Annotated in this window: 18 protein-coding genes; 15 read left to right on the forward strand and 3 right to left on the reverse strand. The window is 44.4% G+C overall.

The window, feature by feature from the left end; translation table 11 throughout:
* Positions 1-139 precede the first annotated feature (139 nt).
* The 8 genes from BUA56_RS13375 (at position 140) to BUA56_RS13410 (ending at position 7,305) form a co-directional block, all read left to right on the forward strand.
* Complete coding sequence (locus BUA56_RS13375; RefSeq protein ID WP_072852552.1) at positions 140-367, forward strand: FeoA family protein; 228 nt, start codon at positions 140-142, stop codon at positions 365-367.
* On the forward strand, positions 364-2,349 hold the full coding sequence (gene feoB / locus BUA56_RS13380; RefSeq protein ID WP_072852554.1) for a ferrous iron transport protein B: 1,986 nt from the start codon (positions 364-366) through the stop codon (positions 2,347-2,349). Before BUA56_RS13375 ends, feoB begins: the two co-directional genes overlap by 4 nt.
* A gap of 12 nt (positions 2,350-2,361) precedes the next feature.
* A complete protein-coding gene (locus BUA56_RS13385; protein ID WP_084067935.1) occupies positions 2,362-2,505 on the forward strand; it encodes a FeoB-associated Cys-rich membrane protein in 144 nt (47 codons plus the stop codon).
* Between the two features lie 16 nt (positions 2,506-2,521).
* Positions 2,522-4,264 carry a B12-binding domain-containing radical SAM protein gene (locus BUA56_RS13390; protein WP_072852556.1) on the forward strand — a complete coding sequence of 581 codons (1,743 nt, stop codon included), beginning with the start codon at positions 2,522-2,524 and terminating at the stop codon, positions 4,262-4,264.
* A 22-nt stretch (positions 4,265-4,286) separates the two neighbouring features.
* Positions 4,287-4,937 carry an endonuclease III gene (gene nth, locus BUA56_RS13395; RefSeq protein ID WP_072852558.1) on the forward strand — a complete coding sequence of 217 codons (651 nt, stop codon included), beginning with the start codon at positions 4,287-4,289 and terminating at the stop codon, positions 4,935-4,937.
* Positions 4,934-5,644, forward strand: coding sequence for a 3'-5' exonuclease (locus tag BUA56_RS13400; protein WP_072852560.1), 711 nt, complete (start codon positions 4,934-4,936; stop codon positions 5,642-5,644). The genes nth and BUA56_RS13400 overlap by 4 nt, the downstream gene beginning before the upstream one ends.
* 160 nt (positions 5,645-5,804) lie before the next feature.
* Positions 5,805-6,788: an AIR synthase family protein gene (locus BUA56_RS13405; RefSeq protein WP_072852562.1), complete on the forward strand. Its 984-nt coding sequence runs from the start codon at positions 5,805-5,807 to the stop codon at positions 6,786-6,788.
* A 16-nt stretch (positions 6,789-6,804) separates the two neighbouring features.
* Positions 6,805-7,305, forward strand: a complete 501-nt coding sequence (locus BUA56_RS13410; RefSeq protein ID WP_072852660.1) for a tRNA (cytidine(34)-2'-O)-methyltransferase — start codon at positions 6,805-6,807, stop codon at positions 7,303-7,305.
* A gap of 77 nt (positions 7,306-7,382) precedes the next feature.
* On the opposite strand, the gene BUA56_RS13415 is transcribed toward BUA56_RS13410, so the two are convergent.
* From BUA56_RS13415 to BUA56_RS13425, 3 genes are read right to left on the reverse strand one after another with little or no spacing between them, the layout of a single operon-like run.
* Positions 7,383-8,795 carry a HAMP domain-containing sensor histidine kinase gene (locus tag BUA56_RS13415; RefSeq protein WP_072852563.1) on the reverse strand — a complete coding sequence of 471 codons (1,413 nt, stop codon included), beginning with the start codon at positions 8,793-8,795 and terminating at the stop codon, positions 7,383-7,385.
* Entirely contained in the window at positions 8,795-9,496 is a 702-nt protein-coding gene (locus BUA56_RS13420) for a response regulator transcription factor (protein WP_072852564.1), read from the reverse strand. Before BUA56_RS13420 ends, BUA56_RS13415 begins: the two co-directional genes overlap by 1 nt.
* A 17-nt stretch (positions 9,497-9,513) precedes the next feature.
* Positions 9,514-11,892, reverse strand: a complete 2,379-nt coding sequence (locus BUA56_RS13425) for an endonuclease MutS2 (protein ID WP_072852565.1) — start codon at positions 11,890-11,892, stop codon at positions 9,514-9,516.
* Positions 11,893-12,069: 177 nt separating this feature from the next.
* On the opposite strand from BUA56_RS13425, the gene BUA56_RS23675 reads away from it, so the two are divergent.
* The 7 genes from BUA56_RS23675 to BUA56_RS13460 all read left to right on the forward strand — a co-directional run bounded on the left by BUA56_RS23675 (position 12,070) and on the right by BUA56_RS13460 (position 22,342).
* A complete protein-coding gene (locus BUA56_RS23675) occupies positions 12,070-13,089 on the forward strand; it encodes a hypothetical protein (RefSeq protein WP_072852566.1) in 1,020 nt (339 codons plus the stop codon).
* A gap of 206 nt (positions 13,090-13,295) precedes the next feature.
* Positions 13,296-14,648, forward strand: a complete 1,353-nt coding sequence (locus BUA56_RS13435) for a S1C family serine protease (protein ID WP_242946773.1) — start codon at positions 13,296-13,298, stop codon at positions 14,646-14,648.
* 34 nt (positions 14,649-14,682) lie between these two features.
* Positions 14,683-15,633, forward strand: coding sequence for a 3'-5' exoribonuclease YhaM family protein (locus tag BUA56_RS13440; protein ID WP_072852567.1), 951 nt, complete (start codon positions 14,683-14,685; stop codon positions 15,631-15,633).
* Positions 15,634-15,701: 68 nt separating this feature from the next.
* A complete protein-coding gene (rlmD, locus tag BUA56_RS13445) occupies positions 15,702-17,066 on the forward strand; it encodes a 23S rRNA (uracil(1939)-C(5))-methyltransferase RlmD (protein WP_072852568.1) in 1,365 nt (454 codons plus the stop codon).
* Positions 17,067-17,299: 233 nt separating this feature from the next.
* Positions 17,300-18,262, forward strand: a complete 963-nt coding sequence (locus tag BUA56_RS13450) for an HNH endonuclease signature motif containing protein (protein ID WP_072852569.1) — start codon at positions 17,300-17,302, stop codon at positions 18,260-18,262.
* Between the two features lie 887 nt (positions 18,263-19,149).
* On the forward strand, positions 19,150-19,611 hold the full coding sequence (locus tag BUA56_RS13455; protein ID WP_072852570.1) for a hypothetical protein: 462 nt from the start codon (positions 19,150-19,152) through the stop codon (positions 19,609-19,611).
* Positions 19,612-19,960: 349 nt separating this feature from the next.
* Positions 19,961-22,342, forward strand: a complete 2,382-nt coding sequence (locus BUA56_RS13460) for a CRISPR-associated endonuclease Cas3'' (RefSeq protein WP_084067937.1) — start codon at positions 19,961-19,963, stop codon at positions 22,340-22,342.
* The last annotated feature ends 14 nt before the right edge of the window (positions 22,343-22,356 follow it).

Consider the following 22,356-nt stretch of genomic DNA (forward strand, 5'->3'; position numbering starts at 1 on the left):
GGTAGGCTTTTGGCATACCGCACCGGATTTTTTTGCCTTTTTTTGTATATTAGTGATTGACAAACACATAAGAGCTTAATATAATAAAAATGTAAATGATAATTATTTTCAATATCAATAAATACACAGGGAGACAAAAATGAGTTTAGTGGAAGCTAAGGTTGGCAGCGTATACCGGGTGACGCAGATGCTGGTGGAACAAAAGATATTGAGGCGTCTGGAGGCTTTGGGTATCCTGGAAGGTACCAGGATAGAGATTCTCAACAGAAAGAGGAATGGCGCCACCATTATAAAAGTAAGAGGCGCCAGATGGGCACTGGGCAGTGACATTGCGTCCGGAATAAATCTGGAGGATTACACAGCATGAAAAACTATATCAGCGTTGCGTTTGTAGGCAACCCAAACTGCGGAAAAACTACTCTATTCAATGCGTTTACAGGGGCAAACCTTAAGGTGGCAAACTGGCCGGGTGTGACTGTAGAACGCAAGGAAGGAGAGACCAGCTATAAGGGACAGAAGATAAAGCTGATTGACCTTCCGGGGATCTACAGCCTTACTTCCTATTCTATGGAGGAGAAGGTTTCCAGAAAGGCGATCCTGGATGAGGAGATCGATGTCATTGTTAATATTGTAGATGCATCCGCTATGGAACGAAATCTTTACCTTACGCTTCAGCTTCTGGAGATGGGCAAGCCGGTGATTCTGGCATTGAATATGATGGATATAGTGGAAGAGAGGGGTATGGAGATAGACCTGCACCGTCTGCCGGAGATGCTGGGACACATTCCGGTAGTTCCGGTATCCGCCAGGAAGAGAACCGGCCTGGACGTGCTGCTGCATGCGGTGAAGCACCATTATGAAGAGCAGAATACGGATCCGGTGGTTTCCTATACACCGGATATTGAAGATAAAATAGAGGTCCTGGAGCATATGCTTCATGAAAAGTGGCCAGAGGATACGAATCTTCGCTGGCATGCACTGAAGATTCTGGAAAACGATGAGGAGATTTTAAAAGAGCATCCACTGGATACAAGTGAGGTGGTAGATAAGAATTATGAAAAGATCATCATTAATCAAAAGTATGATTACATAGAGGAAATAGTAGAGGAGACGCTGTTTTATAAAAATCAAAAGGAGGAAAAAACAGAGAAAATTGACCGTATCCTGACTCACCGAATCTGGGGCGTACCGGTGTTTCTGGGGATTATGGCTCTGGTGTTTTTCTGTACGTTTACGGTAGGAGATGCAGTGAAGGGGATTTTTGAGGCAGGACTTGATTATGCTTTTGCGGGAATGACACATCTTCTCACAAGTCTGCATGCCTCTGACTGGATGGTTTCTCTGATCGTAGATGGCATTATGGCAGGTGTGGGAGGAATTCTGACCTTTCTGCCTAATATTTTTATCCTGTTTCTGGCCCTGGCTGTCTTAGAGGACAGTGGTTATATGGCCAGGGTTGCCTATGTCATGGACGGGATCATGGGCAGAGTCGGACTTTCAGGAAAAGCATTTCTTCCAATGGTTCTCGGCTTCGGATGTACAGTGCCGGCTATTATGGCGTCCAGGACACTGGAAAAGGAGTCGGACAGAAAGAGGACGATGCTCCTGACCCCTTTTATGTCCTGCTCGGCCAGACTTCCCATCTATGTACTATTTGCAGATATGTTTTTTGGAAAATATGCCATGATTGTAGCATTTTCTCTCTACGCCCTGGGTCTGGTGATGGCCATTCTTCTGGCCCTTATCCTCAGAAAGTTCAGTAAAAGCAAGGGTGAGGCGAATCTTCTTATAGAACTTCCGGAATACAAGACACCCAATGCCAGGACCATCTGGATCTATGTCTGGGAAAAGGTAAAAGACTATCTGACAAAAGCTGGAACAACTATTTTCGTTGCATCTATTGTAATCTGGTTCATTTTGAATTACAATACCAGCGGGATGGTTACAGATGTGACAACCAGCTTCGGAGCTTCTATGGGAAAGTGGCTGGAGCCTCTGCTTGCTCCGGCGGGCCTGGGAATGTGGCAGATCGCAGTTGCCCTAATTTCCGGTCTGTCTGCCAAAGAAGTAGTAATTTCCAGTTTTTCTGTGCTCTACGGTATCAGCAATATTAATTCTTTGGAAGGCATGGGACAGTTATCCCAGATACTGGCGGGACAGAATTTCGGAGCTTTGAATGCCTATGCTCTGATGGTGTTCTGCCTGCTCTACACTCCCTGTGTAGCCACGCTGGCTACGATCCGCAAGGAGACGCACTCTTCGAAGTGGACGATGATGACTGTGTTCTTTCAGCTGGCGGTTGCTTATCTGGCTGCGGTTCTGGTATTCCAGATTGGAAGTCTGTTTTAAGGAGGAATAAGTATGGCAACAGCATTGATAGGAATTCTGATATTTGGTTACGCCGCATTTGTCATCCGCAGAAAAATAAAAGATGCGAAAAACGGAAAATTCTGCAGCTGCAGCTGTGAAGGCTGCTGTAAAGGCTGCGGGAAGGCCGTGAAATAGTAGATAGGAGAGTTGGATGAAGATTCTGCTAGCGGCAGTGAACGCCAAATATATACACTCGAATCTGGCGGTCTATTCTCTTAAGGCGTTTGCCGGAGAATACAAAGAACAGATAGAGATTGGTGAATATACAATAAATCAGAAAAAGGATGAGATATTAAAAGGCCTCTATCAAAAGAGGCCTGATGTCTTATGCTTTTCTTGCTATATATGGAATATTTCTTACGTCACGGATCTGATAACAGAGGCGGCAAAGCTTATGCCCCATACCAGGATATGGGTGGGGGGACCGGAAGTATCCTATGACGGGGAATCGTTCCTGAATAAGTACCCCCAGGTGGAAGGGGTGATGGTCGGTGAGGGAGAAGAAACCTTTCTGGAGCTGGTGCGGCACTATACCGAGGGAAAAAAAGCGCTTGAAGAGATTCCTGGAATTGTGTTTCGGGATCGCGGGAAAGGACAGCTGTGCAGAACTCCCTCAAGAGAGATTCTAGATATGAACGAGATTCCTTTTCCCTATGAGAAGATAGAAGCATTTTCCCATAAAATCATCTATTATGAAAGCAGCAGAGGATGCCCTTTTTCCTGCAGTTACTGCCTGTCTTCCGTTGATAAAAAACTGAGGTTTCGGAAACTGGATCTTGTATACCGGGAACTTCAGTATTTTTTAGATCACAGGGTACCCCAGGTCAAGTTTGTAGACAGGACCTTTAACTGCAGAAGGGATCATGCCATGGGAATCTGGACGTATATCAGGGATCATGACAATGGGGTCACTAATTTTCATTTTGAGATTGCTGCGGATCTGCTGGCCCGGGAAGAGCTGGAGCTTATGAGGACTTTGCGTCCAGGCCTGATCCAGTTGGAAATCGGGGTGCAGTCCACTAACGAAAGGACCATAGAAGCCATAAAAAGAAAGATGGACTTTGCCAGGGTCTCTGAGGTGGTGAGCGAGGTGCACAGGGGAAAGAATATTCACCAGCATCTGGATCTGATTGCAGGTCTCCCCTTTGAGGATTATGAGAGTTTCGGCCGTTCCTTCGATCAGGTATACAGACTGAGACCCCATCAGCTGCAGCTGGGATTCCTCAAAGTTTTGAAGGGATCTTATATGCATGAGAGAGCAGGAGAATACGGATGTGTCTATCAGAGCAGAGAGCCTTATGAGGTTTTGAGAACCAAATGGCTGTCTTATGATGATGTGCTGAGGCTTAAGGGAATTGAGGAGATGGTGGAAACATACTATAACAGCGGACAGTTTTCTACGGTTCTGTCCGGGATAGAAGCAACAGTATCCTCCCCCTTTCTGTTTTATGAAACGCTGGCCGCATTTTATGAAGAACGGGGATATTTTGCAGTCTCGCACTCCAGGCTGCAGCGGTACGATATTTTTTTGGAATTTCTGATGGAATGGGACTGTGCACATCTGGAGGAATATAAGGAGCGCATGCTCTATGATTTATATCTGAGGGAGAATCTGAAAAGCAGGCCTGGCTGGGCAAAAGATATGGGGAGTTTTAGAAATAAGATACATGCATTCTACCAGCGGGAAGAGGAGAACCCCCGTTATCTTACAGAATACAAAGGGTATCAGGCCAGGCAGCTTTGTAAGATGACTCACATAGAAGTATTTAGCTTCCCGGCAGACACAGGGGGGAAGAAGAGGGAGAGATGGATTCTCTTTAAGTATAAAACGCGTGACCCCTTGACCAACGACGCTATTGCCATAGAGATTCCGCCCCGGGAACTGGGGGAATAGAGTATTTCAGGAGAGGACGAATATGACAAAAAGGACAAAAGAGATTCTGGATCTGCTGGATGAAGTGTATACAACAGAGTATAAGTGCTATTTGAATCACGACAGTGCAGAACAGCTGCTCATCGCCACGATGCTCAGTGCACAATGTACAGATGCCAGAGTGAATATAGTTACAGAATCATTGTTTAAGAAATATCCGGATATGGAGGCTTTTGCCAATGCGGATTTGAAGGAATTGGAGCAGGACATTAAGTCCACAGGCTTTTACAGGAATAAGGCAAAAAATATTTTAGGATGTTCCAGAAAGTTAGTGGAAGAGTACGGGGGAAAGGTACCTAATGATTTGGAGGTTCTCACCAGTCTTCCCGGTGTGGGAAGAAAAACTGCAAATGTGATACGGGGAAATATATTTCATGAACCCAGTGTTGTGGTGGATACCCATGTAAAGAGAATTTCACGGAGACTGGGATTTACAAAAGAGGAAGATCCGGTTAAAATTGAATATGATCTGATGAGAGTACTTCCCAAAGAGCACTGGATTCTGTATAATATTCAGATTATTACCTTTGGAAGGCAAATTTGCTTTGCCAGAAATCCTAAGTGTGAGGAGTGCTTTCTCACGAAATACTGTAAAGAGTATAAGGAACGGAAGAAAAAGGGGGATAAAGCATGAGAGCATATGTTACCCTTGACCTGGAAACTACTGGACTGCAGCCGGATAAGGATGCGATTCTGGAGATTGGAGCAATCAAGGTTGTGGAGGGAAGTGTGGCAGATACCTATGCAACCTTTGTGGATCCCCGGAGGGAGATCCCTCCAAGGATTACAGAGATCACCGGCATTAGCGGGGACATGGTGGCGGGGCAGCCCGGAATTGAGTCTGCGCTTCCGAGACTTCTGGAGTTCTGCGGGGATTATCCCCTGCTAGGGCATAACCTGCTTTTTGACTATAGCTTTGTAAAATATGGGGCAGCCGGACAGGGCCTTGCGTTTGAAAAAAAAGGGATGGATACACTGGCAATTTCCAGAAAGGTTTTGCCGGAGCTGAAGAGCCGCAGCCTGCAGTACCTGAGAAGGTATTACAGAATCCCTCAGGAAAAAGCACACCGGGCGCTGGACGATGCCAGAACTACTTACCTTTTGTATGAAAAACTGTTCGAGGAGTTCGGCCAGAGCCATCCGGAGGCATTTTGCTGCAGTCCTCTGGTGTGCAGGATAAAAAAACAGTCTTCCATCACAAATGCGCAAAAAGGGTACTTGCGGGATTTGATAAAATATCATAAAATAGAATTTGATACAGAGATGGATAGTCTGTCGAAAAGCGATGCCTCAAAAATCATTGACGGTATTCTTTCGACATATGGAAGAATAAAGAGGTGAAAAAAGATGAATATGAATAACCCTAAGACGAAACGCATTATCGCCGGGATTATTGCAGGATTTCTTATTCTGGCAATGGTGGTTCCCATGTTTATTCCCGGGTAATAGAATAACCATATTTGTTTCATGGGATTATGGGAAAAGAAGGCAGGATAAATATATGAGAATAGGAAAACTACCGGAGCCGGTGCTTATCCGTTCTGTACTGAAAGAAATCAGCCACAGAAGGGCAGAGGTTCTGGCTGGTCCCGGGGTTGGCCGGGACAGTGCGGCAGTTGAGATTGGTCCGGGGGAAGTATTCGTACTTTCCTCGGATTCTGTTACGGGTGAGGGAATTTACACGGTAAGCCGCGGCGTGTATGCTGTGGTAAATGATCTGGCGGCTTCAGGCGCAGAGCCTGTGGGAATTATGGCTACCGTATTGCTGCCCAAAAAGACAGACGAATCTTATCTGAAGCATAGGATGCGGGAATTAGAAAGGATCTGCAGGGAATTGCACCTGGAGGTGCTGGGCGGACACACAGAGGTAACAGAGGCAGTGAACCAGCCTGTTTTTTCTTTGACAGGAACCGGCAAGATAAAAAAGCAAAATCTTATGTCCGTGTCAGAGATAAAGCCGGGGCAGGATCTGGTACTGACCAAATGGATTGGCCTGGAAGCAACCGCTGCCATAGCCAGAGAGAAGAAAGCAGAATTGCTGGAGCGGTTCTCTCTGGCATTTGTAGAGGAAGCCAGTAATTTTGAGCAGTATCTGTCAGTGCTTCCGGAGGCTCAAATTGCCGTGGAGGCGGGAGTAACCGCCATGCATGACCTCAGAACAGGGGGCATCTTCGGCGCTCTCTGGGAGATGGCTAGCGGCGGAGATATCGGACTTGAGGTAGATCTCAGAAGCATTCCTGTCCGCCAGGAGACGGTGGAGATCTGTGAGGCATTCGGACTAAACCCTTATCAGGTTACGTCCAGCGGTTCCCTGCTCCTTGCAGCGGAAAATGGAAATCATCTGGTGAGAGCGCTGTCCCAGAAGGGCATTCATGGAGCGGTCATCGGGAAAACTACAGAGGGCAGGGAGCGTATCCTGAGAAACCAGGGAGAAGTAAGATATCTGGATAAGCCCCAGCCGGATGAGCTGCACAAAATACTATAAGAAAGAAGCTAAGGATATGGCAAGACTGAACATCGTACTATACGAGCCGGAGATTCCGGCGAACACAGGAAATATAGGCAGAACCTGCGTGGCAACCGGGACCAGGCTGCATCTCATTGAACCTCTGGGATTCCGACTGGGCGAAAAGGAACTGAAGCGGGCAGGGATGGACTACTGGAAGGATTTGGATGTAACCACCTACGTGAACTACGAAGAGTTTCTGGAGAAAAATCCGGGGGCAAAAATCTACATGGCCACCACAAAGGGGCCCCGGACTTATACGGACGCTGTGTATGAAGAAGACTGCTACATTATGTTCGGAAAAGAAAGCGCAGGAATCCCCGAAGAAATCCTTCTGGAAAACCAGGAGACGGCCATCCGCATCCCTATGATTGGAAATATCCGATCCCTCAATCTGGGGAATTCAGTGGCAATTGTACTGTACGAAGCACTGCGGCAGCATAACTTTGATCACATGCAGCTGGAAGGGCATCTGACGAAATATGAATGGAGATAAAGGCTTTGCACCTTAAAAAGGGACAGGGCAGATCGATTTTGGGACGTGTTCTTTTTAAAAAGAACACGTCCCCTTTTTTATTTTTTGGATTTGTCAAGGGTAAAGATGAACTCGGTCCCCACTCCTTCTGTACTGATTACATTAATATGCTGGTTATGGGCATTGATGATTTCTTTTACAATAGCAAGTCCAAGCCCGGTACCTTTTCTGTCCTTCCCTCTGGAGGTGTCCAGCTTATAAAAACGATCCCAGATTTTAGAAAGACTGCTCCTGGGTATTCCTGCCCCCATATCCTTCACAGACACAAAGACGGTATCATGCTTTTCTGTGGTTTCTATGGTTATGGTAGAATCTTTGGGGCTGAACTTGATTGCGTTATCCAAGAGGTTGTATAGTACCTGCTGGATACGCCCCATATCAGCGGATACATAGAGTGTCTGCCCGGCCAGGATAAGCTCTATGGAGATTTTTTTCTCCCGGCAGGTTCCCTCAAAGGTGGCCACTGTATTTTTTATGACCCCATTAATATCAAAGGCTGTAATATCCAGCATACGTCCTTTGGCATCCATATCATTTAAGGTGAGAAGACTTCTGGTGAGCTTATTCAGGCGCTCTGTCTCAAATACTACGATATTCAGATACTTTTCCTGCATTTCAGGAGGAATGGTGCCGTCCAGGATAGCTTCCGCATATCCTTTGATAGAGGTCAGGGGAGAGCGGAAATCATGAGACACATTGGCAACAAATTTCCGCTGGTAGTCCCCCATCTTATCCAGTTCGTCAGACATATAGTTTAGGGATGCCGCCAGGTACCCCATCTCATCTTCTGTGTTTACCGGAATATTATATTTCAGATTCCCGGATGCAAATTCATCCACCCCTGTGATGATTTTTCTCAGCGGCCGGTGGATGATATAGTTCAGCAGCACCAGAATGGAGGAGGTAATGAGAAACAAAATCAGGAAGAGTATGTATACTACCTGAAGAACCGATTCTCTTTCTTCGTAAATATGCTCCATGGGCTGATGAATGGCAATATATCCCCTGGTGGTAAAATTCAGGGTAATGGGAACCAGAACGCTCATAGTATCGTCCGCAAAGCGGTGAAAAAAATGACCGATCTGATAGTACCCGGAATTGAACGAAGCCGGATCAAAGTTAATGATTTTCTCCGGAGACTGTGTATTCAAATCTTCGCTGGTGTTCAGGAGGATTTCCCCCTGTGGATTGATCAGCCAGATTTCTGAGTTCTCATAAGAACTCAGGGTAGTCAGGTTATCGTAGATATCATTGAGAGAGGACTGGCTGTTGTAATATTTTGCCGCATGGGTATTCGCCACGGCGTTGGCTTCTTTATAGAGAGCAGAGCTTGAAAAGTCCACCAGCTTATGTTCAACTAAAGTGGACCCTAAAGTGGAAATGGTAAAAAAGCCAATGAATCCCAGAATCAAGTATGCAATAACAAACTTAAGATACAGGGCATTTTTCATTAGGATTTCACCTCGAATTTGTATCCAATTCCCCATACGGTGGCAATCCCCCAGGAGTCATGGTCTTTAATTTTTTCCCTGAGACGTTTGATGTGTACGTCCACAGTTCTGGTATCTCCTATATATTCGTACCCCCAGATATGATCGAGAAGCTGCTCTCTGGTAAATACCTGGTTGGGTGAGGAGGCCAGAAAATAAAGAAGCTCCAGTTCTTTTGGCGGCATATCCACCGCCTCCCCGCAGTATATGACAGAGTAATTGGTAAGGTTAATCACAAGGTCCGGGTATTCCACAAATTTTCCAGTATTCTGGGCCGCAGGTTCCGGCTCCACATGAAACCGGCGGAGTACTGCTTTTACCCGGGCTACTAATTCTTTGGAGTCGAAGGGCTTGATAATATAGTCATCCGCTCCCAGCTCCAGGCCAAGAACCTTGTCAAAGATCTCTCCTTTGGCGGAGAGCATAATAATAGGTACATTAGACTTGTGGCGGATTTCCCGGCAAACCTGATAACCGTCCATACCCGGCAGCATCAGATCCAGAAGAATCAGATTGGGCTGAAAGGATGCGAATGCATTCAGGGCCTCCTCCCCGTCGTTTACAATCATCGTATCAAAGCATTCCTTGGTAAGATACAGGGAAATCAGCTCTGCGATATTGTTGTCGTCGTCTACAATTAATATTTTCTGCTTTGCAACCATTACAAAACCTCCTGATTCTATTTTTTAAATGTTACGATGGTTACACCCGCGTCACCCTCTCCGAATTCGGCGAGATGGAATTCCTCTACATATTTCAGGCGGCGGAGATAGCTGTGTACACCCTTTCTCAGCGCGCCGGTACCTTTTCCGTGGACCACGCGCACCGAATTCAGATGGGCCAGATAGGCATCGTCCAGATACTTGTCCAGTTCGGAAATGGCTTCATCCACAGTTTTTCCCAATAGGTTGATCTCTGGTTTTACAAAGGAAGACTTGCTCATCCGGATCTTACCTGTACTGGTTTTCTGCAGGGTGGAGGAAGTAATCACGGGTTCGTCTATGAGCTGAAGGTCTGAGATGTGCACCTGAGAACGGAGGATGCCCATCTGCACATAGAGCATGCCCTTGGGGTTCGGCAGTGTGCTTACGGTACCTTTCAGGTTGAGACTCAGCACCTTTACAGAATCGCCTATGGACAAATCTTTTGCTTTGGGGGCCGGTTTTTTCTTCTGTTCTTTTTTCTGAGACATATTTTTTTCTACTGTGTTCATCTTCTGGCGGAGCTTTTGGCGCTCTTGTTCCAGTTCTTTGGCGGACATAGTACTTTTTCCCGCCTTATTAAATACCTTGATGGTCTGGTCCGCGTATTCCTTTGCCTCGCGCAGGATCCTGTGTGCCTCTTCGCTGGCTTCTCTCAGGAGACGTTCTCTCTGCTGTTCCAGCTTATCCTGTTTTTCTTCCAGCCGGTTCTTTAGCTGTTCTACCTCTGATTTATAGCGTTCGATCTCTTTTCTCTCATTTTCAATAGTGACTCTGTTCTCCTCCAGGTGGCTGATGACATCCTCAAAGGATTCCGCCTCCTGGCTCAGCTGTTCTCTGGCTTTATCAATAATGTATTCAGGAAGTCCCAGTTTTCCGGAGATAGCAAATGCATTGCTTTTTCCGGGAATACCAATCAGCAGCCGGTAGGTTGGGCGCAGAGTCTCCACATTAAACTCGCAGGAGGCATTCTCTACCCCGGGTGTTGAAAGCGCATAGACCTTTAACTCGCTGTAATGGGTGGTTGCCATAGTACGAATGCCCTGAGCATGGAGATGGGACAGGATGGAGATAGCCAGCGCCGCGCCCTCAGTAGGGTCTGTACCTGCTCCCAGCTCGTCAAAGAGGACCAGAGAGTCTCTGTCCGCCTTTTCCAGGAAGGATACAATATTTGTCATATGGGAGGAGAAGGTGCTGAGGCTCTGCTCAATACTCTGTTCGTCCCCAATATCTGCATATACTTCTTTGAACACAGACAGAGTGGAGTGGTCAAAGGCGGGAATATGAAGCCCGGCCTGTCCCATAAGCGTCAAAAGTCCCACCGTCTTAAGGGAAACGGTCTTCCCTCCAGTGTTGGGTCCGGTAACAATTAGCAGATCAAAATCCCGGCCCAGATGGATATCAATGGGTACTACAGAATGCCTGTCAATGAGAGGATGCCGTGCTTTTTTGATATCCAGAATGCCTTTGGTATTGAAGTCCGGTTTGGATGCATTTTGCTGCTTGGCCAGGAAGGCTCTCGCAAAGATAAAATCCAGTTCTACAAGCAGCTTCATATTATCCAGCAGAACTTCCAGGTACTCTCCGGCAGAGGCACTTAAGGTGGACAGGATAATCTCAATCTCCGTCTGCTCCTTCAGTTCCAGTTCTCTGATATCATTGTTCAGCTTAACAATTGCCATTGGTTCCACGAAGAGGGTGGAACCGGTAGAGGACTGATCGTGGATCATTCCCGGCACCTGTCCCCTATACTCAGCCTTTACCGGAATACAGTAGCGCCCGTTCCGCATTGTGACAACGGCATCCTGAAGGTAACTTCTGGAACCTCCGCTGACAAAGCTGTTTAACTCTGTGTGAATCCTGTCATTGGTATTCTTCATCGAACGGCGGATCTGCTTCAGACCCGGACTGGCATCGTCCGCGATCTCTTCTTCTGATAAAATACACCTGCGGATTTCATTGGCAAGAGGGGTGAGGGGCTGGAGCTGTTCAAACATTCCATCCAGTGAGTCCGGTGCCTTTTCCTCATCTTCTTTACGGGCGTAAGATTTGGCCCGGTTGGTATTGTCCAGGAGAGAACAGATAGCAAGCAGCTCTCCGGTACCAAGGGTGCCTCCGATTTCCAGTCTTTTGAGAGAGCCTCTGATATCCTTCACACCGGCAAAAGAAAGGCTGCCTTTCTGATATATCCGGCTCAGGGCGTCCTGGGTCTCCTCCTGCATACGTTCTATTGTGACAATATCATCCTGGGGCAAAAGTGCCTGGCACAAATATTTCCCCTGGGAAGAGGTGGCGCAGGCAGTCAGCTGTTCGATGATCTTGTTGTATTCTAATGTTTTTAATGCTTTTTTGTTCATGTATTTGCCTCCAAGGCGGACTGAATCAAGTGTACAGCCGTCTTTTTGTTTTTGTCATTCTTCTAGTAGTTATTCTAACCTATTATGGAGGGAATGAAAAGTGAAAAGTCGATTTCACAGGAGAAAACTGAGGAATTTGTGGTATACTTGGGATAATAAAAGAAAAGAGGGATGAGGATGAGTGCTGACAGAATGCTGGAATTGACTATGGAACTGCTGGAGAGCGGAATGATGTGGGGGGAGGTAAAACCTCTCTATAAGCTCTATGAGGAACTAAGCCCAAAAGAGACCGCAGAGTTGATTGATTACACAATAGACAATCAGAAGTTGGATTCCTGGGACAAGCAGGTTGTCTACCTGTATCTTGCCCTGTATTCTTATCAGATAGGGGAATATCTGCCGGATAAGCTCTATACGCATCTGATGAAAGAAACGTGGGATTCCTATCCCGAGATTTTTCTCCGGGCAGCTCCCCAAGTAGCAGAAATGTTAATAGATGCAGCCAAGACAGAGGAGATGAGAGCGCAGATAATGCCATTGCTGAGCGCAGTTAGGACCGAAAAATCAGCTGAGTTTTTAGCAGGCACAGACCATAGATGGGAGGATACGGCAGGAGGATGGTGTGTGGAAAAAGGAAAAATAAAGACGCTGTACCGGGAGGAAGTGATACCCTTTGAAGAGTCTCCGGGAACCGAAGAGGAAGACCGCTGGGTTCCTCTGAAGCGGATCGATCGGCTGTGCAGATTCTGCCGCCATCCGCTAACGCTTATATTTAATCAGAAGGAGCCCTTGGGAAGCTGCCTGGTATGTTCCTGCTACCAGACAATCTATACCAGGATGGAGCAAGGCGAAATTGTCTGGCATGAGAAAAACAAGAAAACAGAAATTCTGGAACAGTGTATGGATCGTGTGTTAGATGGATATCCGAATCCGGAAAGAAAGCTGAGAAGGAGCAGGGAATTCAGAAGGATAACCTATTCTGCCAGCGTTATGACGGATATATCCCACACACAGCTTGGCGGACTGCCCTGCAGATTTGACCATCTGGATTATCCGGACTGCCCCGACTGCGGAGAAAAAATGATTTTTGCAGGACAGATAGAGGGACAGGACATATGGGAATGGGGAGATGGAATGTATTATTTTTATGTATGTGAGAATTGTAGCAATGGTGCCTGTAATTATGACCAGACATAAGCCGTCGGGAGTGCCCCCCCTAAAAACCAGGTGTTTATAGATGGTACCGCTTCTAAAAGTAAATATTTTCCCGGATTCTTCATAAAATGTTCATATCTCTTTGCTAAGATAATTTATATTGTATACTCGCCGGGAATCCTCTTTTTGGTATCCCGGGAACGGGATTTGCGTGTATCTTACTTAAGCAATAAAGGAGAACGTGCAGTATGGATGAGAATGAAAAAAAAGAACTCATGGAGAATCCTGATGAGGGGCATCTGGAAGAGGCGGAAAAACAGAGGGAGGGGGAGACTCCCGAGGATCATGAGGAAGCTTACAGCTTTGTAAAAGAGACGATAAAAGAAAAGCCCCTGGACAGGAGAACCGTTCTGAGACGGGCCGGGTGGATTGCCGGTGCTGCAGTGCTATTCGGTGTAATTGCAGCTCTTGTATTTTCTGTTACTGTCTCCGGAATAGATAAGTATCGGGAAGATAAGGAAAGCGCGCCAAAAGTGAATATCCCCCAGGATGAGGAACCCTCCGGTGAGGAGGATGAAGAGTCTCCCCCCGAAGAAGAGGTTCAGACGCCAGTACAGGAACCTGCAGAATTTACCCTGGCAGACTATTCCAATCTTTACAAGGATATGGTTCAGCAGGCCCAGGAACCCAAAAAGGCTATTGTAACAGTAATCGGCAATACCAGTGGGACAGACTGGTTTAACAACCCTTCCGAAAGTCAGAAGCAGATCTCTGGGCTGATTGTTGCAAATAACGGACAGGATTTATTTGTTCTGACAGAATACCGGGTAGTGGATAATGTAGACCGTATTCAGATTACCTTTTGCGACGGGTCCACCGTTGACGCCCGTTTCCAGAAAACAGACTCTAATACGGGACTTACTGTTCTGAAGGTGCCGCTGTCAGAGATTTCCCAGGAATCCCAGAACTGTCTCTCAGTTGCGACACTGGGAAGCTCCTACAGTGTCAGCCAGGGAGAACCTGTTATTGCAATTGGAAGCCCGATGGGGTATAGTGATTCTATTGCGTATGGTTTAATAACCTCGGTTTCCAACACGGTAAATGTGGTGGACGGGGAGTACAATCTGCTGACAACGGATATTATGGGAAGCAGTGACGGAAGCGGGATTCTGGTGAACCTGAACGGGGAGGTTGTGGGGGTTATCGCCCAGTCCTTTGGCCTGGAGGACAGCAGGAATATAGTAACCGCTCTGGCCATCTCTCAGATTAAGGAACTGATTGAACAGCTGTCCAATAATACGGATAACCCTTATGCCGGAATCCGGGGAATGGATGTCACGGATGAGATTGCGGCGAATACAGGAATGCCAAAAGGTGTCTTTGTAGATATGATAGCAGAGGATTCTCCCGCTATGCAGGCCGGTATACAGAAGGCCGATGTAATTACTGCGGTCAAGGGGAATGAGGTTGTGACCGTCAAGCAGTATCAGAATGAACTGAAGAAATGCAATGTAGGCGAGATGATTAAGATAAAAGTCATGCGCAAAGGAGCAGAGGGCTACGTGGAACTGGAATTCGATGTCACCCTGACTGCTTCGTAAAAAGACAGAAAGAATTAGGAAGGCAAAAAAGAGAATGAAATTTTTAAATGAATTGCGTGAAGGTGAAAAGGCAAATGGGATTTATCTGTGCAAGCACAAGCAGTCAGCAGTGACAAAGAATGGGAAACCTTATGAAAATGTAATCCTGCAGGATAAGACCGGCACCATTGATGCCAAGATCTGGGAGCCTAACTCCCAGGGGATTGAAGATTTTGACGTACTGGATTATGTGGACGTAATCGGGGATGTAACCTGCTTTCAGGGAATGCTGCAGATGAGTATCAAACGTGCAAGAAAGGCAGCGGAGGGGGAGTATGATCCCGGAAATTATCTGCCGGTGAGCGGTAAAAGCATTGATGATATGTACCAGGAGCTTCTTCGGTATATCCAGAGCATAAAAAATCCCTATTTGCAGACGCTCCTGAAGAAATATTATGTAGAGGATACTGCTTTTGTCAAAGCATTTAAGGGCAATTCGGCGGCTAAAACAGTACATCACGGATTTGTAGGCGGCCTTTTAGAGCATACGTTAAGTGTTGTCAGGCTGTGCGAATACTATATAACCGCATATCCCATTTTAAACAGGGATTTGCTTCTCACCGCGGCTATTTGCCATGACATGGGAAAGACAAGAGAGCTGTCTCCATTTCCAGCCAATGACTATACAGATGACGGGCAGCTCCTGGGCCATATTATGATAGGAGCAGAGATGGTTCACGATGGGGCCAGGGAGATTCCGGGATTCCCGGAAAAACTGGAAAGCGAGCTGAAACATTGTATTCTGGCACATCATGGAGAACTGGAATACGGCTCACCGAAAAAACCTGCACTGGCAGAGGCTGTTGCCCTGAATATGGCAGATAACACAGATGCCAAGATGGAGACATTGGCTGAGATCTTCAGTTCTGCAAAGGATCAGAAGGACTGGCTGGGATATAACCGGCTGTTTGAATCTAACATACGCAAGACCACTTGCGAGGAATAAGGCAGTACATGAGGGAAGGACGGGGACGTATATGGACCCGTCCTTTATAGACGATACAGGAGACGAATATGAACTATAAAAAGAATGACAGTATTACAATTACAATAGAAGATATGGGACACGGGGGAGAGGGAATCGGCAAAATTGATGGCTTCCCCTTTTTTGTCAAGGATGCTGTGATAGGAGATACTATAGAAGCAAAGGTAATAAAAGCAAAGAAGAATTACGCCTATGCCCGGCTGATGAGACTCCTTCAGCCTTCGCCCCACAGGGTAGAACCCAGATGCCCTTATGCCCGCCAGTGCGGGGGATGCCAGATTCAGGCTCTCTCCTATGAGCAGCAGCTGAAGTTTAAAGAGAATAAGGTAAGGAATAACCTTATGCGGATCGGAGGCTATTCTGAGGTACCCATTGAAGAGGTGATTGGAATGGAGGAACCGTATTTCTACAGAAATAAGGCTCAGTTTCCTGTCGGAAAGGATAAGGACGGCAATATAATCGCCGGCTTTTATGCCAGCCGGACCCACACCATTATCAACAACAGAAAATGTTTCCTCGGAGCAGAGATCAATGAGATAATTCTGGACAAGATCATTGCCTATATGACGGAGTGGAACGTGGAGCCCTATGATGAAGTGACAGGTAAGGGCCTGGTACGCCATGTTCTGATTCGCTATGGATTCCAGTCCGGCGAGATTATGGTCTGCCTGATCGTAAATGGGGAGACTTTGCCGAAGTCAGAAAAACTGGTGGAGAGTCTGAGAGAGCTCGAAGGAATGACCAGCATTTCTTTGAATGTAAACAAAAAGCGGACGAATGTAATCCTTGGAGAAGAGATTAAAGTTCTGTGGGGTCAGGCCTATATCACGGATTCCATCGGAGATGTTAAGTTCCAGATTTCCCCTCTGTCCTTTTACCAGGTAAATCCAGTGCAGACAAAGAGGCTGTATGAGAGAGCACTTGCATACGCACAGCTGACAGGCAGCGAGACTGTGTGGGACCTGTACTGCGGAATAGGAACCATCTCCCTTTTTCTGGCCCAGAAGGCAAAGCAGGTATACGGGGTGGAGATTGTCCCTCAGGCCATAGAAGACGCCAGGACAAATGCGCGGTTAAACGGGATAGAAAATGCGGCCTTTTATGTGGGAAAGGCAGAGGAGGTTCTGCCTGAGAAATATGAAAAAGACGGAATCTACGCGGATGTTATCGTGGTGGATCCTCCGAGAAAAGGCTGTGAGGAATCCCTTCTGCGCACTATGGTGGATATGAAGCCTAAGAGGATTGTATATGTGAGCTGCGACTCTGCAACTCTGGCCAGGGATGTGAAATGGCTGGGGGAGAATGGGTATGAGATGGAGAGGGTGACGGTGGTGGATCAGTTTGGGATGACAGTGCATGTGGAGACCGCCGTGCTTCTTGTGCGGAAACCTTGACTCCAGGCGGGTTTGAGGGATTTTTAGCGGGAAATGGAGTTGTGTTTTTGCGGATGGTGTGATGGATAAGTTTCCGCAGATAGGGGGGACGGGGATAACGCCGGAGAGTTTGAAAATGAGTGTTATGCTAGACATAAGATACAATCTGGCAAAACAATAATCATAGTTAAATATTATTATGGTTTTCCTATATATGTACATTATTATAATTTAGGAAGAAAGTGGAGAAATATATGAAAATCTGGATTGAAATGAGTCGAGATATAGAACATGGTGGCGATGAATGGGGATTTACTCAATGTATATGGGCGCCAACGTACAAGAAGGGTAAAGGCACAAATAAGTCGTGGCTATTTTGGGATAATGTAAATAAGGTGAAATCGGGTGACTTTATTCTTCATCTTAGAGGTAAAGGAAAAGAGGCAGAAATTGTCGGGTATTCTATTGCCAAAACAGATGGCTATAGGACTGAAGAATGCCCTCCTATTGCTGGTGAATGGTCTTATTGCAATAGTTTTTATAGAGTAATTTTAACTGATTATTTAAAGTTTGATAACTCTATTAATCTTTATAGGTTGTTTTTTGATAAAGAATTAGAGTTGAAAGATTACTACAAGAAAAAAAGTAAACCTAAGAATTTATTTTTTACTATACAATCGGGTAGATTGCAATGCTTAAATGGTGGATATCTTTCAGAGGTTGATGAAGCTTTATTGGAAATAATATCAGATGGTATAGAAAAGTTTAATGATGAGTCTATACCCATTGGTTTGTCTGTTTCGACATCTACGACCTTAAGACAAATTAAAGCACGGATAGGGCATGAACGGTTTGCAACAAATGTGAAAAATAATTATAATAACCAGTGCTGTTTTCCGGGATGCAAGATTGCTGACAAGGAGTTTTTGATTGCTTCTCACATTGCAAGATGGGCTGATAACATTGAGATGCGTGGAAATACTTCAAATGGACTATGCTTTTGCCCTATTCATGATAAAGCATTTGAATTAGGATACTTTTCGCTGGATGATAATTTTAGAGTACTTGTAGAAAGGAAAATTGACCATAGTCAAATATTTAAAGGATACATTTCTAAATTTATAGGTCTACCAATATCCAAAGGTTATATTGAGCCAGATCGTGAGGCTTTAAAAGAGCATAGAAAAAGGTGTAATATTTTAAATCAGGATTGTTAATTATTACATATCACATAAGTTTTATGTGAATTCTCATAGAACTAATATGTATAAGTTATATCTGCCATGCTAAGAAGAGTAGTTGTAGGTACTGTAGAGGGTCTCAAGCATTAAAATTATGATAAAGAAAAACGTAAATAGCATTGTATTTTTGCAGAATGTATTTTTGCGGGAAGGTTATAGAAAGGGGGGAAATTTTGCTTTAAAGGGGTGATTTTTATTAAAAAGGGGTAGGAGGAGTAAAGTTGACGAAGAAATTTACCCCACAATTATGTAATGAAAAATATTTTTGCCATGTAGTATAAAACCTTTGTCCCACCGCATTGTGAAGTTTGCGTGGAATTATGTCGAAAATAGATGGTAGTTGAATGACATTTGTGAAATGAATAAATAATTTTATAGAGGGAAAAGGATGAAAGAAAAGAGTACTCTTATTGAGGAATTGGGCCTTTCAATTGATAGTTATGATTATCTAGAGAGGAAAGGTATCGATACGATTAGTATGCTATTCTTATCTGATTTGTACAGGACATAGGTCATTTGCTTTAATGAAATGGACATAATCGTTAGGAGTCGATATCCATTTAAGTAGATGGCATATAATACTGTTGGAGAAAGATATAAATAGAATACATGTCAACTTCAGCTATGCTGGGGAGAATAAGGTTGCTGTTTCTTTTTTTGCTTGTTAGATGTTGACGACTTCTTTGTTTCAATCAATGTCGGAATAATTGACATTACAGAAAACTCCTTCTATAATTACTGCGATGTCCGTCCAATTCATCCTTTAATTATTATTTTCATTACAATAAAAGTATTTAGCTTCATTTGGATGCTTTAATTTTATACTTATGGTATCATCACGGATAATTTGGGAGGTAGTACTGATGAACCTATCAGAAAAAGCAATAGAAAGAGATAGCAGTATAGTATTAAAAAAACTGTTTGCTATCTATGAAAAGAATATAGATAGCAGTGGGTTATATGATAAGTTATATTGTCAATTACAACAATATAAACCATTTCAACTTAATAAACTTAAAACAGAACTTTTGGCGGAAGAAGCCACAAAGAATGCAAGTACACTTGCAATGTCATCTGCAGCAATGATAATTAGTATTATGACTATAATATTTAATGTGTTTACTAATATATTCTCAGGTAAGGAAGGTGTAATCACTGAAACTGTTGTATTAACCATAGGAGTGTTAGTTCTTTTATGGAAGTTTGGTAATATATTCGGTGATTTTATAGGAAAAAGAAAGAACATATGGAAAAGAAATAAATACATTCTGTGTGTAATAGAAAATGTATTGAATGAAGCTAATACGTACTCATCGCTCAGATAAAGGAATGATAAGCAATATAACCCTTTACGGGCAAATAAGATATTTGTTCCTTATCATAGAGGCAATCCGTTTACGAAAATGCCCTTATCTAGAAACGAATGTCAATAAAAATTTCCAGATAAGGGATTTGGGTTATAATTTTCTTTTTAACTTTTTTCAATCCGCAAGCGACATAAGATGCTTGACGCTTTAGATAATATCATAGTCGGATAGATAAATCAATTATTCATTTTTTTGCAAAAAAATGCTCAAGTTAAAAAGAAAATTATTGAAAAAGTATTGGTGATGATGTATAATCAAAGACATAGATAATAAATTGAGCTTTGAGCATACAAAGGGGGGATTGCGTATGATTGCGCATAAAAGAGAATCCGATGGCAAGGAGCAAGCGTGGAAGGAACACAGTCGGAATGTGTCAAAATTATGCTTTCTGTCTGCTGAAAAACTAAATCTTAGTACATTGGCAAAGCTAATCGGATTGCTGCATGATTTCGGAAAAGGGATCTCAGATTTTCAAGGCTATCTCCAGGGCACCGGCAGCAAGCACCCAAATCACGCCGCCTTGGGAGCTCTATACGTTCAGCAGCGTTGGTGGGATCCAGGGAAAACTTTGAAGGAAAGGCAGACAGCTCAACTGATTTCTCTGTGTATTTATGGGCATCATGCCGGCTTGCCGGACTGCCTGGATATATCTGGCACGTCACCATATTTAAATGGATTGCATTCACAACCGGATAATTATTATATGGAAGCAATGGCAAATTTTTACTCGGAAGTAGCATCTGCTGAAGAATTAGACAAACTTTTTGCAGAGGCATGCAAAGAATTGGAAAAGTTCGGTTTAGATAAGTATTCATTTCAATGGGGGATGCTTGCCCGGCTTATGCTGAGTATTCTTGTTGATGCAGACAGATGGGATTCCGCTTGTTTTGAATATGATGCAGATCCATTCGATACGTCACAGGACACTCACCCGGATTGGAAAAACCTTCTTATTAAACTTGAAACTTATGTGGAAGGCTTCCCTAAGGAAGGAGAATTAGCAAGAATTCGTCGGGATATATCAGAATGGTGCAGGGCTGCCGGAGAATATGGTCCGGGAATTTATACTTTATCAGTTCCTACCGGGGGTGGTAAGACATACTCAAGCATGAAATTCGCCCTTGCCCAGGCAAAAAAGAATGGACAACAGAGAATTTTTTATTTTATACCTATGAACACAATTCTGGATCAAAACTCCAGGGATATCAGAGATGCGTTGGCAGATTATCCGTCAATTTTAGAACATCATTCAAATGTTGTACTGGAAAATGAGGTTGAAGAGGAAAATTATCGCAGACTGACAGAGCGCTGGGACTGTAATATAATTTTAACCAGTTTGGTCCAATTTCTGGATACGCTGTTTAAAAAAGGAAATGGAAAAGTAAGGAGAATGTACCGCCTTGCAAATTCAGTTCTGATTTTTGATGAAATTCAGGCATTACCAAAAAAATGCCGGGAACTATTTAAAAAAGCGATCCAATTTCTTGTACAGTATTGTAACTGTACCGTACTGCTCTGTACGGCGACACAGCCCAATTTGGGCCTAGAATCGAATGAACTGGTTCCGGACGTGAAATCGCTATATCAGAAATTAAAACGGGTAGTCTATATGCCTCAATTGGAAATGCATACCTATCAAGAGGCTACCGGTGATATCGCTGCGTTTATCCAAGAGGGAAAATCAGTACTGACTATCGTAAACACCAAGGATGCTGCCTGGAATGTCTTTCAGGGAATTTCTGAGCAGCTAAAAATATTGAATTATAGTCTGGTAGAAATTCAGCAGGGCCTTTCAGAGGAAGCGATTGAGAAATGTGCAGCAAAGAGTACAGAAAACGAAATTTTATGTGTACATCTAAGCACGCTTATGTGTCCAATGCATAGAAAAGAGATATTGTGCTGGGTTAAATCATGGCTGAAGAAGAAAAAACTGGTTTGCTGTATTTCTACGGCATTGATTGAGGCAGGCATCAACGTAAGTTTTCCGGTTGTGATCCGTAGCCTGGCCGGTATTCCAAGCATGATTCAGGCGGCAGGACGCTGCAACAGAAACTGTGAAGAAAAGATGGGAACTGTATATTTATGGAATCTTGCTGATGAAAGACTGGGCCGTTTGCCGGATATTCAGAAAGGCAAGGAACTCAGCATGAATCTGCTCAGCAATATGGAACATCCGGATGAAATGGGAAGTCCGGAGATGATTAAAAAATATTTTGCAAAAGAAGAAGAGTATACACAGAAAGTTGAAAAATTTCCGTATAAAGAATGGAATTCAGATTTGATTACCATGCTTTCAGCCAATAGTGAGTGCCGGAACGCAGCTAATGATTCGGGGGATAGCCCTTTGCCTCATTTAAGTAAACGTTTTTGTCAAAGTTTCCGAACAGCCGGTGCAGCCTTTCAAGTCATTGACCAAAAAACAAAAAGCGTGATTGTACCATATGGCAGAGGAAAGGAATTGATAGAAAAATTAACTGACCGGCATACGTTATGGGAGGAAATTAAATATTTGAAAGAGGCCCAGCAATACAGTGTGAATTTATTTGATCATGTTTTTGAGCGCCTGGCAAAGGAAGGTGCCCTGCATTCTCTTGGAGAAACCGGTGTGGTTGTTTTAAAGGAAGAGTATTATGATGCCTGGGCCGGAGTTAAGACCACTCCCCAGGAAATGATGGAGCTCATAATATAACTTTTTCTATAGTA

Origin of the sequence: Lactonifactor longoviformis DSM 17459 (assembly GCF_900129135.1) — a bacterium.
GTDB classification, from domain to species: Bacteria; Bacillota; Clostridia; order Lachnospirales; family Lachnospiraceae; genus Lactonifactor; species Lactonifactor longoviformis.

Excerpts from the sequence above, each read along its gene's own strand:
- BUA56_RS13375 (WP_072852552.1), top strand. The coding sequence starts at position 140 with ATGAGTTTAGTGGAAGCTAAGGTTGGCAGCGTATACCGGGTGACGCAG.
- feoB (WP_072852554.1), top strand. The coding sequence starts at position 364 with ATGAAAAACTATATCAGCGTTGCGTTTGTAGGCAACCCAAACTGCGGA.
- BUA56_RS13385 (WP_084067935.1), top strand. The coding sequence starts at position 2,362 with ATGGCAACAGCATTGATAGGAATTCTGATATTTGGTTACGCCGCATTT.
- BUA56_RS13390 (WP_072852556.1), top strand. The coding sequence starts at position 2,522 with ATGAAGATTCTGCTAGCGGCAGTGAACGCCAAATATATACACTCGAAT.
- nth (WP_072852558.1), top strand. The coding sequence starts at position 4,287 with ATGACAAAAAGGACAAAAGAGATTCTGGATCTGCTGGATGAAGTGTAT.
- BUA56_RS13400 (WP_072852560.1), top strand. The coding sequence starts at position 4,934 with ATGAGAGCATATGTTACCCTTGACCTGGAAACTACTGGACTGCAGCCG.
- BUA56_RS13405 (WP_072852562.1), top strand. The coding sequence starts at position 5,805 with ATGAGAATAGGAAAACTACCGGAGCCGGTGCTTATCCGTTCTGTACTG.
- BUA56_RS13410 (WP_072852660.1), top strand. The coding sequence starts at position 6,805 with ATGGCAAGACTGAACATCGTACTATACGAGCCGGAGATTCCGGCGAAC.
- BUA56_RS13415 (WP_072852563.1), bottom strand. The coding sequence starts at position 8,795 with ATGAAAAATGCCCTGTATCTTAAGTTTGTTATTGCATACTTGATTCTG.
- BUA56_RS13420 (WP_072852564.1), bottom strand. The coding sequence starts at position 9,496 with ATGGTTGCAAAGCAGAAAATATTAATTGTAGACGACGACAACAATATC.
- BUA56_RS13425 (WP_072852565.1), bottom strand. The coding sequence starts at position 11,892 with ATGAACAAAAAAGCATTAAAAACATTAGAATACAACAAGATCATCGAA.
- BUA56_RS23675 (WP_072852566.1), top strand. The coding sequence starts at position 12,070 with ATGAGTGCTGACAGAATGCTGGAATTGACTATGGAACTGCTGGAGAGC.
- BUA56_RS13435 (WP_242946773.1), top strand. The coding sequence starts at position 13,296 with ATGGATGAGAATGAAAAAAAAGAACTCATGGAGAATCCTGATGAGGGG.
- BUA56_RS13440 (WP_072852567.1), top strand. The coding sequence starts at position 14,683 with ATGAAATTTTTAAATGAATTGCGTGAAGGTGAAAAGGCAAATGGGATT.
- rlmD (WP_072852568.1), top strand. The coding sequence starts at position 15,702 with ATGAACTATAAAAAGAATGACAGTATTACAATTACAATAGAAGATATG.
- BUA56_RS13450 (WP_072852569.1), top strand. The coding sequence starts at position 17,300 with ATGAAAATCTGGATTGAAATGAGTCGAGATATAGAACATGGTGGCGAT.
- BUA56_RS13455 (WP_072852570.1), top strand. The coding sequence starts at position 19,150 with ATGAACCTATCAGAAAAAGCAATAGAAAGAGATAGCAGTATAGTATTA.
- BUA56_RS13460 (WP_084067937.1), top strand. The coding sequence starts at position 19,961 with ATGATTGCGCATAAAAGAGAATCCGATGGCAAGGAGCAAGCGTGGAAG.